At 71.1% G+C, this 11,735-nt stretch carries 10 protein-coding genes and 1 pseudogene; 5 read left to right on the top strand and 6 right to left on the bottom strand.

The features are described from left to right. Positions 1-2: 2 nt before the first annotated feature. The gene (locus ACQY0Z_RS22515; protein ID WP_254588388.1) at positions 3-1,250 is read right to left on the bottom strand and encodes a polyamine ABC transporter substrate-binding protein; all 1,248 of its coding nucleotides are present in this window, start codon (positions 1,248-1,250) and stop codon (positions 3-5) included. A gap of 49 nt (positions 1,251-1,299) precedes the next feature. Further along, complete coding sequence (locus ACQY0Z_RS22510) at positions 1,300-2,835, bottom strand: gamma-aminobutyraldehyde dehydrogenase (RefSeq protein ID WP_439812714.1); 1,536 nt, start codon at positions 2,833-2,835, stop codon at positions 1,300-1,302. 220 nt (positions 2,836-3,055) lie between these two features. Here ACQY0Z_RS22510 and ACQY0Z_RS22505 point away from each other — a divergent pair, with 220 nt between their 5' ends. Next, positions 3,056-3,661 (top strand): NADAR family protein, encoded by a 606-nt coding sequence (locus tag ACQY0Z_RS22505; protein WP_439812713.1) that lies wholly within the window; start codon positions 3,056-3,058, stop codon positions 3,659-3,661. A 371-nt stretch (positions 3,662-4,032) separates the two neighbouring features. On the opposite strand, the gene ACQY0Z_RS22500 is transcribed toward ACQY0Z_RS22505, so the two are convergent. Continuing rightward, positions 4,033-4,260 carry a DUF4190 domain-containing protein gene (locus ACQY0Z_RS22500; RefSeq protein ID WP_439812712.1) on the bottom strand — a complete coding sequence of 76 codons (228 nt, stop codon included), beginning with the start codon at positions 4,258-4,260 and terminating at the stop codon, positions 4,033-4,035. Positions 4,261-4,952: 692 nt separating this feature from the next. On the opposite strand from ACQY0Z_RS22500, the pseudogene ACQY0Z_RS22495 reads away from it, so the two are divergent. Next, a pseudogene (locus ACQY0Z_RS22495) lies at positions 4,953-6,076 on the top strand (adenosine deaminase). Between the two features lie 40 nt (positions 6,077-6,116). Continuing rightward, positions 6,117-6,809 (top strand): glycerophosphodiester phosphodiesterase, encoded by a 693-nt coding sequence (locus ACQY0Z_RS22490; protein WP_189903489.1) that lies wholly within the window; start codon positions 6,117-6,119, stop codon positions 6,807-6,809. Here the strand turns inward: ACQY0Z_RS22490 and ACQY0Z_RS22485 are convergent. The 3 genes from ACQY0Z_RS22485 to ACQY0Z_RS22475 form a co-directional block, all read right to left on the bottom strand. Beyond that, a complete protein-coding gene (locus tag ACQY0Z_RS22485) occupies positions 6,804-7,346 on the bottom strand; it encodes an HXXEE domain-containing protein (protein ID WP_347226707.1) in 543 nt (180 codons plus the stop codon). The genes ACQY0Z_RS22490 and ACQY0Z_RS22485 overlap by 6 nt on opposite strands. Positions 7,347-7,355: 9 nt before the next feature. Beyond that, positions 7,356-7,889, bottom strand: a complete 534-nt coding sequence (locus tag ACQY0Z_RS22480) for a hypothetical protein (protein WP_347226708.1) — start codon at positions 7,887-7,889, stop codon at positions 7,356-7,358. A 123-nt stretch (positions 7,890-8,012) separates the two neighbouring features. Beyond that, positions 8,013-9,452, bottom strand: coding sequence for a gamma-aminobutyraldehyde dehydrogenase (locus tag ACQY0Z_RS22475; protein ID WP_189903483.1), 1,440 nt, complete (start codon positions 9,450-9,452; stop codon positions 8,013-8,015). Between the two features lie 205 nt (positions 9,453-9,657). Between ACQY0Z_RS22475 and ACQY0Z_RS22470 the strand changes: the two genes are divergently transcribed. Continuing rightward, positions 9,658-10,176 (top strand): Lrp/AsnC family transcriptional regulator, encoded by a 519-nt coding sequence (locus ACQY0Z_RS22470; RefSeq protein ID WP_189903481.1) that lies wholly within the window; start codon positions 9,658-9,660, stop codon positions 10,174-10,176. Between the two features lie 2 nt (positions 10,177-10,178). Then, on the top strand, positions 10,179-11,552 hold the full coding sequence (locus ACQY0Z_RS22465) for an aspartate aminotransferase family protein (protein ID WP_189903479.1): 1,374 nt from the start codon (positions 10,179-10,181) through the stop codon (positions 11,550-11,552). The last annotated feature ends 183 nt before the right edge of the window (positions 11,553-11,735 follow it).

The following is an 11,735-nucleotide window of genomic DNA, read 5'->3' as shown; positions in this document are numbered from 1 at the left end:
CGTCACGCCCCAGTGAGCTTCGCGAACTTGCCTTCGAATGCCGTCTCTTCCTCGGAGCTCAGCGAGCGGAAGGCACGGGACTTGGCCTGCATGGCCTTGTCGGGGAGGATCAGCGGGTTGTTCGCCGCGTCCTCGTCGAGCTTCGCGAGCTCCCCCTTCACCCCGTCGACCGGACAGACGAAGTTGATGTAGGCGGCGAGCTGGGCGGCCGGCTGCGGCTCGAAGTAGTAGTCGATCAGGCGCTCGGCGTTCGTCTTGTGCCGGGCCTTGTTGGGGATCAGCATGTTGTCGCTGGAGAGCATGTAGCCGCTGTCCGGGATGACGAAGCCGATGTCCGGGTTGTCGGCCTGGAGCTGCACGACGTCACCGGCCCACGCGACACACGCGGCGAGGTCGCCCTTGGTGAGGTCCGAGGTGTAGTCGTTGCCGGTGAAGCGGCGGATCTGCCCCTTGTCGACGGACTTCTGCAGCCGCGCGAGGGCCGCGTCGTAGTCGTCGGCGGTGAAGGACCGCGGGTCCTTGTCCATGTCGAGCAGCGTCATGCCCATGGTGTCGCGCATCTCGGTGAGCAGCCCGACCCGGCCCTTGAGCTTAGGGTTGTCCAGCAGGTCGGACAGGGTCTTCACCTCGACGCCGTCGAGCGCCTTCTTGTTGTACGCGATGACGGTCGCGATGCCCTGCCAGGGGTACGAGTAGGCGCGGCCCGGGTCCCAGTCGGGGGTGCGGTACGACGACGCCACGTTGGCGAAGGCGTGCGGCAGGTTCGAGGCGTCGAGCTTCTGCACCCAGCCGAGGCGGATCAGGCGGGCGGCCAGCCAGTCGGTGAGGACGATGATGTCGCGGCCGGTGTCCTGGCCCGCTGCGAGCTGCGGCTTGATCTTGCCGAAGAACTCGGTGTTGTCGTTGATGTCCTCGGTGTACTTGACCTTGATGCCGGTGCGTTGGGTGAACGCGTCCAGCGTCGGGTGCCGGCGTCCGCTGTCGTCGGTGTCCATGTACTCGGTCCAGTTGGAGAAGTTCACCGTCTTCTCCTTGGCCGAGCGGTCCTCCGCGGAGACGCCGCCCTCGGTGTTCCCCGCGGCGGGGATGCCGCAGGCGCTCAGCGCGCCCAGGCCGCCGACCGCGAGGGCGCCGCCCGCTGAGGCGCGCAGCAGGGAACGGCGGGTCATGGCCGCCCTGCCGTTGCGGAAACTGCGCCGTATCGCGGCCTGCTGGGCCGGCGAGAGGCGGTCGGGCTCGTACTGCTCCATGCGCGTGGTGCCCTTTCGGGAAGTGGCCGCGGGTCTGGCGGCCTGGCTGCTATCGGTCCCCGAAGACGGTGCGGTGCCAGTCCTTGCGGACCACCGCGGTGTTGTCGAACATGACGTGCTTGATCTGGGTGTACTCCTCGAACGAGTACGCGGACATGTCCTTGCCGAAGCCGGACGCCTTGTAGCCGCCGTGCGGCATCTCGCTGATGATCGGAATGTGGTCGTTGATCCACACGCACCCCGCCTTGATCTCGCGGGTGGCCCGCCCCGTGCGGTACACGTCCCGGCTCCAGGCGGAGGCGGCGAGCCCGTACGGGGTGTCGTTGGCGAGTGCGATGCCCTCGTCGTCGGTGTCGAAGGGCAGGACGACCAGCACCGGCCCGAAGATCTCCGACTGCACGACCTCGCTGTCCTGCGGCGCATCGGCGATCAGCGTGGGGAGATAGTACGCACCTCGGGCGAAATCGCCCAGAGGTGTCTCACCGCCGGTCACCACGCGCGCGTAGGCACGCGCGCGCTCGACGAACCCGGCCACCCGGTCGCGCTGGGCGTGGGAGACGAGCGGGCCGAGGTCGGTGCCGGGGGCGAAGGGGTCGCCCAGGCGGACGGTCTCCATCAGCGCGGCGGTGCGCTCGACGAACGCGTCGTACAGCGGGCGCTGCACGTACGCGCGCGTGGCGGCCGTGCAGTCCTGGCCGGTGTTGATGAGCGCGCCCGCGACGGCGCCGTTGACGGCCGCGTCGAGGTCGGCGTCGTCGAAGACCACGAAGGGGGCCTTGCCGCCCAGCTCCAGATGGAGGCGCTTGACGGTGGCCGTGGCGATCTCCGCGACGCGCTTGCCGACGGCGGTGGAGCCGGTGAAGGAGGTCATGGCCACGTCGGGGTGCCCGACCAGGTGCTCGCCGGCCTCCTTGCCGGTTCCGGTGACGACGTTGATCACACCGCCCGGGATGCCGGCGTCGGTGGCGGCCTGCGCGAACAGCAGCGAGGTCAGCGGCGTGAGCTCGGCGGGCTTCAGCACGATGGTGTTGCCCGCGGCGATCGCCGGGAGGATCTTCCACGCGGCCATCTGCAGCGGGTAGTTCCAGGGGGCGATGGAGCCGACGACGCCGATGGGCTCGCGCCGGACGTAGGAGGTGTGGTCGCCCGAGTACTCGCCGGCCGACCGGCCCGCGAGGTGGCGGGCGGCGCCCGCGAAGAACGCGATGTTGTCGATCGTGCCCGGCACGTCGAACTCACGGGTCAGCTTCAGCGGCTTGCCGCACTGCAGCGACTCGGCGCGGGCGAAGTCCTCCGCCCGCTCGGCGACCACGGCGGCGAACCGGTGCAGGGCGTCGGAGCGCTCGCCGGGGGTGGCGGCGGCCCAGGCCGGGAACGCCTCACGCGCGGCGGCGACGGCCGCGTCGACGTCGTCGGCGCCGGCGAGGTCGTAGGTGTACACCTCGTCGCCGGTGGCCGGATCGACCACCGAGTGGGTGCGTCCTGAGGTGCCCTTCGCCGGGCGGCCCGCGATGAACTGCGCGCCGTCCGCGAACCGTTCGGCGGCCGGGAAGCGGTCCTGCGGGGTGGAGCCGGGTGTGTGCATGTCGCTCTCCTCCGTGTCCCCGAGGGGGGCGGCGTGGCTTGAGCTCGATTTGAGTGCCGATCCTGACAGAGGGAAGGCACTCCAACAAGTGATTCCGTTGTTGCCATTTGGTTACGCGACGGAATCTGTCGACCAGGTGTCGAGTGGCAACGGAAAAGGCAGGACGGAGTGTCCGTGGTGCCTGCCAGACTGCTCTGCGCACAGACCGACATGGGGGTGGATGAGCGTGGACGGATCCGTACGAACGGTGGCGTCCCGGGAGGCGCTGATCGAGGCGGTGCGGGCCGGGGAGCGGGTGAAGTACCTGCACTTCTGGGGGCACCGGCCGCTGCCCGACGGCCGCGTCGGGACGAGCTGCCTGAGCCAGTGGTGGCCGTCGCCGTTCACCGTCGACGGCGTCGAGTACGCGACGGCGGAGCACTGGATGATGGCGGCGAAGGCGCGGCTCTTCGGCGACGCGGAGGGTGAGCGGCGGGTCCTGGCCGCGGGCCACCCCTCGGAGGCGAAGAAGGCGGGCCGGCTGGTCTGGGGCTTCGACGGGGAGGTCTGGGAGCGGGAGCGGTTCGGGATCGTGGTGGAGGGAAGCGTGCACAAGTTCGCAGCTCATGGTGAGCTGCGGTCTTTCCTTCTGAACACGGGTGAGCGCGTCCTGGTCGAGGCGAGTCCGGTGGACCGGGTGTGGGGGATCGGTCTGGCGGCGGACGCGGACGGGGCGAACGACCCGGCCCGCTGGCGGGGGCCTAATGTGCTGGGGTTCGCGCTGATGGAGGCGCGGGGGCGACTGCGGGCGGTCGGTGGCTGGCCGCGCAGTTCCCCGCGCCCCTGAGGGACGCCCCAGCTGCGGGCAGTCGTGCCGCAGGGCGGACGGGTGGGCTCAGCGGCACCCTTGCAACGCCGAGTGCGGGCCGTCCGTCGCTGGCCGCGCAGTTCCCCGCGCCCCTGAGGGAGACGCCCCAGCAGCGGGCAGTCGTGCCCCAGGGCGGCACGGGTGGGCGCAGCGGCACCCTTGCAACGCCGAGTGCGGGCCGTCCGTCGCTGGCCGCGCAGTTCCCCGCGCCCTTGAGGGACGCCCCAGCAGCGGGCAGTCGTGCCCCAGGGCGGCACGGGTGGGCTCAGCGGCACCCTTGCAACGCCGAGTGCGGGTCGTCCGTCGCTGGGCGCGCAGTTCCCCGCGCCCCTTAAGGGCGCCTCCACCGCTCAGGTGACCAGCACGAGCACGCCGAACGTGAGTGCCAACGCACTGCCCACCGCCCCGCAGATCACCCCCGCCAGAGCCTGCCCCTCGTTCGTCGCCTCGCCCCGGTTCGCCTTGCCGCGCCCGATCGCCCCGAAGATCACCGCCAGGACACCCAGCACGATGGCCACCGGCCACAGACAGAACGCGGCCGCCGCGATGATCCCCAGCACCAGGGACGCGACCCCCATGCCGTTGCTCGGCAGAGGCGGCACCCCACCCCAGCCGGGGTATCCCTGACCGACGGGCGGATAGCCGTACGGCACCTGCCCGGGCCCCTCCGGCCCGATGGGCGGCGGTGGAACAGCCGCCCCCGCAGCCGGGGGCGCGAACGGATCGGCGGGCGCGGGACGAGCGGCAGGCTGCGGCACAGGCGAGGTGGCCCCGGTGGGCCCCGCCCACGCACCCCCGTACGCAGGCGCCGGCGGCGTCGCATCGGAAGCCGCCGGAAAAGACGTCACCGTCTGCTGATCATGCACGGTGGGCGCCGCCCACGGCGCACCCTCCCCCGCCACCACGGTCTCCCCCGGCCCGCCGGCCCCCGCCGCCCGGTCCCCGGGCAGCGCCCACGGATCGCCCGCAGGCGTCGCGGTGTCCCGAGCCGCCCCCGCCGGCCCACCCGTCTCCGTGGTCCGCGCGTCCACCAGCGAACCGTCCAAGGGGGCCACATGCGGCGCCCCGCCGTCGGCCGGTGCCGGCCACGCCTGAGGGGCGGACGAACCCGCCGGAGGCGTTCCCTCCCCCGCGCGGTCCCCTGCCCCCGGTGCCGGTGCGTCGTCGGACATGCGCTGCGACCCCTTCCTCGGACGAACCGTCATGCTACGGCCCCGGCCCCTCGCGCGTACGCCGGGCCTACGATGATCCCCGCACCACCGATCAGCCGATCACCCGCGTCCCGCCGCGACCCGACCGGGACGCCGTTCCCGGGGAGGAACCTTGACCGACCGCCACGACACCGCGGCCACCGCCGGACAGGTCCGTGACCTGCACCCCTTCATCGCCGGACTGCCCAAGGCCGAACTGCACGTGCACCACGTCGGCTCCGCCTCCCCCCGCATCGTGTCGGAACTGGCCGCCCGCCACCCCGACTCGAAGGTCCCCACCGACCCCGAGGCCCTCGCGGACTACTTCACCTTCACGGACTTCGCGCACTTCATCGAGGTGTACCTGTCCGTCGTCGACCTGGTCCGCACCCCCGAGGACGTGCGGCTGCTGACGTACGAGGTGGCCCGTGAGCTGGCCCGGCAGCAGGTGCGGTACGCCGAGCTGACCATCACCCCGTTCTCCTCGACCCGCCGAGGGATCGACGAGCGCGCCTTCATGGACGCGATCGAGGACGCCCGCAAGGCGGCCGAGAGCGAGCTGGGCACCGTGCTGCGCTGGTGCTTCGACATCCCGGGCGAGGCCGGCCTAGAGGCCGCCGAGGAGACGACGCGGCTCGCCACCGACGACCGGCTGCGCCCGGAGGGCCTGGTCTCCTTCGGCCTGGGCGGCCCCGAGATCGGCGTGCCGCGCCCGCAGTTCAAGCCGTACTTCGACCGCGCGATCGCCGCCGGGCTGCGCTCGGTGCCGCACGCGGGCGAGACCACCGGCCCGGAGACGATCTGGGACGCGCTGAACGAGCTCGGCGCCGAGCGCATCGGCCACGGCACCAGCGCCGCCCAGGACCCGAAGCTGCTCCAGCACCTCGCCGAGCGGCGCATCCCCCTGGAGGTGTGCCCGACGTCCAACATCGCCACCCGCGCGGTCGCCACCCTGGACGAGCACCCGATCAAGGAGTTCACCCGGGCCGGCGTGCTGGTGACGGTCAACTCCGACGACCCGCCGATGTTCGGCACCGACCTCGGCAACGAGTACGCGGTCGCCGCCCGGCTGCTGGACCTCGACGAGCGGGGCCTCGCCGGCCTGGCGAAGAACGCGGTCGAGGCGTCGTTCCTGGACCCGGCAGGCAAGGCGCGTCTGGTGGCCGAGATCGACACGTACACCGCCTCCTGGCTCTCCTCCTGACCGTCCCGCGACCCTCCTGACCCACCCCGCGAAGGGCACCATGCGAAACGTGACGGCCGTGGCCCACCGCGGCGACCCCTACCGCGTCCGGGAGAACACCCTCCCCTCCCTGCGTTCCGCGATCGGGCGGGGCGCGGACGCGGTCGAGATCGACGTACGGCTCACCCGGGACGGCGTCCCGGTGCTGCTGCACGACGCGACCCTCGAACGCCTGTGGGACCACGACCGGCCGCTCGCATCCCTCACCTGGGACGAGGTGCGCGAGGTGACGGACGGCGGGGTGCCCGCCCTCGCCGACGCGCTGGCCGCGACCGAGGGCAGCCGGGTGATGATCGACCTGCCGGGCGCCCCGGGCGAGCGCGCGGTGCGCCGGATCGTGGACGTCGTCCGCGAGCAGGGCGCCGAGGACCGCGTGTACTACTGCGCGGGCGCCCCCGCCATGCTGGCCGTGCGGGCGGTGGACCCGGACGCGGAGATCGCGCTCACCCACACCTCCCACGCCCCGCCGCGCGCCGGACTCCTGGACGCGGTCCGGCCGCGCTGGCTCAACTACCGCTTCAGCCTGGTGGACCGGGCCCTCGCGGACCGCGTCCACCGCGACGGCTGTCTGCTGTCGGTGTGGACCCCGGACACCCGCCGTTCGATGCGCCGTCTGCTGGCCGCGGGCGTGGACTCGGTCACCACCAACCGCATCGACGTCCTGTGCGCGCTGCGGGACCGCCTCACGTCATGACGGCCGTCGCGCCGGCCTGAGCAGCCGGCGCGCCACGAGGTGCGAGGCGACCGTGGCCGCCCCGGCGGCGGCGAGCCCGGCCACCGCGTCACGCGGCCGCGCGGGACGCAGCACACCGGCCTTCCGCAGCCGCCCCCGCGCCCACAGCGTGAACGGCACGACGACCAGCGGCGCGGTCACGGAGCCGGGGGTGTAGCCGCGTACGGCGGCGGCCTGGGCCATGTGCATCAGGCCGTGCAGTCCTAAGCCGGTCAACGCGCCCTGGTAGAAGCCGGACCGCCCTCCGGTGAGCCGCCCGGCGGCCGACGCCGTGCCGACGACGGCCCCCATCACCCCCACGGCGGCGGCGAATTCGGCGGCCCCCATGCTCTCGGCCCGCCGCCACACACCCTCCGGCACCCGCGGGAACCGCTTCCGCAGCTCGGGCACGTTCCGCCTCAACCACCAGGGCACGGTGGCCAGTTCCTCCAGGTCGTGCACGGCCCACGCGCCCAGGAGCCCCCACGTGACGGCCCCGCCCACCCGTTCACTTCTCATGGGCCCAACCTACTGAGCGGGGACGGCGGCGCCCCCCGGAACAGCCGCCTCCGTGAGCGCCTCCAGCCGCTTGATCTTCTGCCTGACGACGTACAGCGGGACGGCGCCGAACACCCCGAACGCCATGTCGCCGACGCTCCACCAGAAGGGAATGCCGCGTATCGGCCCGCAGATGAGGGCGAGCGGGACGACGCCGGCGCAGGCGATCAGACCGAACTCCACGACCCAGATGTTGCGTACGGGGTCCCGGTAGGGGCCGAGGAAGGCGACCGCGATGACGAGGTGCGCGAAGGCCAGCCAGTCGGTGCCGTAGAGCAGGAAGGGGTGGTCGGCGTCGGCGGTGTCGAGCCCGTACCGTACGCGTGCGATCCACTCCATGAGGCCGGGGAGGTGCTCGGGCGCCCCGAGGGACCGCAACGCCTCCTCGGTCCAGCGCAGTTCGTGCACCAGCGGGAAGGCCGTGACCCCGCTGAGCACCAGACAGACGACGAAGAACACCAGCCACACGCGAATGCCCTTGAGCAGGGCGGCTCTGTCGCTCATGGCAGGAGCGTACGCCCGAAGTTGAACATGTTCAAAAATGCCTGACGGCGCCTTCCGGGAAACACGTCGGCCCCGGACCGGCGGGTGCACCGGTCCGGGGCCGAACGTCACGCCGAAGAGGCCCTAGTCCTCCAGCGACGTCATCACGTGCTTGATCCGCGTGTAGTCGTCGAAGCCGTAGGCCGACAGGTCCTTGCCGTAGCCCGACTTCTTGAAGCCGCCGTGCGGCATCTCCGCGACCAGCGGGATGTGGGTGTTGATCCACACGCAGCCGAAGTCCAGCTTCTTCGACATCCGCATGGCGCGGGCGTGGTCCTTGGTCCACACCGACGAAGCCAGCGCGTACTCCACGCCGTTGGCGTACTCGACGGCCTGGTCCTCGTCCGTGAAGGACTGGACGGTGATGACCGGGCCGAAGACCTCCTTCTGGATGATCTCGTCGTCCTGCTTGAGGCCCGAGACGACGGTCGGCGCGTAGAAGTAGCCCTTGTCGCCGACCCGCTTGCCGCCGGCCTCGACGCGCGCGTGGGCGGGCAGCCGCTCGATGAAGCCCTCGACCTGCTTGAGCTGGTCGGGGTTGTTGAGCGGGCCGTAGAGGACGTCCTCGTCGTCGGGCATGCCCGTCTTGATGTCGGACGCGGCCTTGGCGAGCGCCTGGACGAACTCGTCGTGCACGGACTCGTGGACGAGCACGCGCGTGGCGGCCGTGCAGTCCTGGCCGGCGTTGAAGTAGCCGGCCTCGGAGATGCCCGCCACGGCCTTGGCGATGTCGACGTCCTCGAAGACCACGACCGGGGCCTTGCCGCCGAGCTCCAGGTGGACGCGCTTGAGGTCCTTGGAGGCGGACTCGGCCACGGCCATGCCCGCGCGCACCGAACCGGTGATGGAGGCCATCGCCGGGGTCGGGTGCTCGACCATCAGACGGCCGGTCTCGCGGTCGCCGCAGACGACGTTGAAGACGCCCTTGGGCAGGACCGAGCCGAGGATCTCGGCGATGAGGACGGTGGAGGCGGGGGTGGTGTCCGACGGCTTGAGGACGACCGTGTTGCCCGCGGCGATCGCCGGGGCGAACTTCCAGACGGCCATCATCATCGGGTAGTTCCAGGGCGCCACCTGGGCGCAGACGCCGACCGGCTCACGGCGCACGAAGGAGGTGAGGCCCTCCATGTACTCGCCGGCGCCCTTGCCCTCGAGCATCCGCGCCGCGCCCGCGAAGAAGCGGATCTGGTCCACCATCGGCGGGATCTCCTCGGTGCGGGTGAGCCCGGTGGGCTTGCCCGTGTTCTCCACCTCGGCGGCGACGAGTTCCTCGGCGCGCTCCTCGAAGGCGTCCGCGATCTTCAGCAGCGCCCTCTGCCGCTCGGCCGGGGTGGTGTCGCGCCAGCCGGGGAAGGCCTCGGCGGCGGCCGCCATCGCGGCGTCGACGTCCGCGGCACCGGACAGCGGGGCCGTCGCGTACGCCTCGCCGGTCGCGGGGTTGACCACCTCGGTGGTCCGTCCGTCGGCGGCGTCCCGGAACTCACCGCCGATGTAGTTGCGCAGACGACGCAGCTCGGTGCTCACTGCAGGCCCTCCTGGTGTTCCTTGTGGGTGCCCGAGGTGTCGGGTGTGAACGGATGTGAGGTGTCCAGCCTCTGAGACACCCACCCTAGACGGACCGCTGACGTTTTCAACACCCCCACTCCCCTCGCATCTGCGAAATCCGCATGCGTAGGCTTCGTTAACAACGGATTTCATCGATCGAGCCTTGCGAAACTGTCGATACGTCGTGCACAGTGACCCCGTGGCCAGTCGAAGCGCAGACCCGAGGGACTCCCGCGAGTCCAAGAACGGCGGCGGACCGCAGTTGGACGCCGTCTCCCTCGCCATCATCGAGCAGCTCCAGGAGGACGGCCGCCGGCCGTACGCCGCGATCGGCAAGGCCGTGGGCCTGTCGGAGGCGGCCGTGCGCCAGCGCGTGCAGAAGCTGCTCGACCAGGGCGTGATGCAGATCGTCGCCGTCACGGACCCGCTCACCGTGGGCTTCCGCCGGCAGGCGATGGTCGGCGTCAACGTCGAGGGCGACGTGGAGGCCGTCGCCGACGCGCTGGCCGAGATGGCCGAATGCGAGTACGTGGTGATGACCGCCGGCTCCTTCGACCTGATGGTCGAGATCGTCTGCGAGGACGACGACCACCTGCTGGAGGTCATCAACAAGCGCATCCGCGCCGTGCCCGGCGTGCGCTCGACCGAGAGTTTCGTCTACCTCAAGCTCAAGAAGCAGACCTACATGTGGGGAACCCGATAACCGTGAGCACCGACACCCCCAAGGACCTCAGCAAGTCCGCGTACGACCACCTGTGGATGCACTTCACCCGCATGTCGTCGTACGAGAACGCGCCCGTCCCCACCATCGTCCGCGGTGAGGGCACCCACATCTACGACGACAAGGGCAAGCGCTACCTCGACGGCCTGGCGGGCCTGTTCGTGGTGCAGGCCGGCCACGGCCGCCAGGAGCTCGCCGAGACGGCCGCCAAGCAGGCGCAGGAGCTGGCGTTCTTCCCGGTCTGGTCCTACGCCCACCCCAAGGCCGTGGAGCTCGCGGAGCGGCTCGCGCACGAGGCCCCCGGCGACCTCAACAAGGTCTTCTTCACCACCGGCGGCGGCGAGGCGGTGGAGACCGCCTGGAAGCTCGCCAAGCAGTACTTCAAGCTGACCGGCAAGCCGACCAAGTACAAGGTCATCTCCCGCGCGGTCGCCTACCACGGCACCCCGCAGGGCGCCCTGTCCATCACCGGACTGCCCGCCCTGAAGGCGCCGTTCGAGCCGCTGGTGCCGGGCGCGCACAAGGTGCCGAACACCAACATCTACCGGGCGCCGATCCACGGCGACGACCCGGAGGCATTCGGCCGCTGGGCCGCCGACCAGATCGAGCAGCAGATCCTCTTCGAGGGCCCGGACACGGTCGCCGCGGTCTTCCTGGAGCCCGTGCAGAACGCGGGCGGCTGCTTCCCGCCCCCGCCCGGCTACTTCCAGCGGGTCCGCGAGATCTGCGACCAGTACGACGTGCTGCTGGTCTCCGACGAGGTCATCTGCGCCTTCGGCCGCCTCGGCACCACCTTCGCCTGCGACAAGTTCGGCTACGTCCCGGACATGATCACCTGCGCCAAGGGCATGACCTCGGGCTACTCCCCGATCGGCGCGTGCATCGTCTCCGACCGTCTGGCCGAGCCGTTCTACAAGGGCGAGAACACCTTCCTGCACGGCTACACCTTCGGCGGCCACCCGGTGTCGGCGGCGGTCGGGATCGCCAACCTCGACCTGTTCGAGCGCGAGGGCCTCAACCAGCACGTCCTCGACAACGAGGGCGCGTTCCGCTCCACCCTGGAGAAGCTGCACGACCTGCCGATCGTCGGCGACGTCCGCGGCAACGGCTTCTTCTACGGCATCGAGCTGGTCAAGGACAAGGCGACCAAGGAGTCCTTCGACGCCGACGAGACCGAGCGCGTGCTGTACGGCTTCCTGTCCAAGAAGCTGTTCGAGAACGGCCTGTACTGCCGGGCCGACGACCGCGGCGACCCGGTCATCCAGCTCGCGCCGCCGCTGATCTCCGATCAGGAGACCTTCGACGAGATCGAGCAGATCCTGCGCGCGACGCTCACGGAGGCGTGGACGAAGCTGTAGAGCTTCCCCGGCCGCGGTCGTGAACCGTAGGCCGTCCGAGGTACCGATCTTCTCTTTGAATGATCAACACCGGCCCCGGTGCCGCCCGTTCGAGTGAGAAACGGCGGCCCGGGGCCGCGTGCTGTCCTGCCGTCCGCCACCGCCTGCCTAGCGTGCCCAGTGACCGATCGGCCCGCCCTTCGT

This window comes from Streptomyces sp. P9-2, assembly GCF_051903975.1.
Lineage (GTDB): Bacteria > Actinomycetota > Actinomycetes > Streptomycetales > Streptomycetaceae > Streptomyces > Streptomyces cellulosae.
Note: the sequence above shows the minus strand (reverse complement) of the source record. Positions and strands in the feature narration are given on the sequence as shown.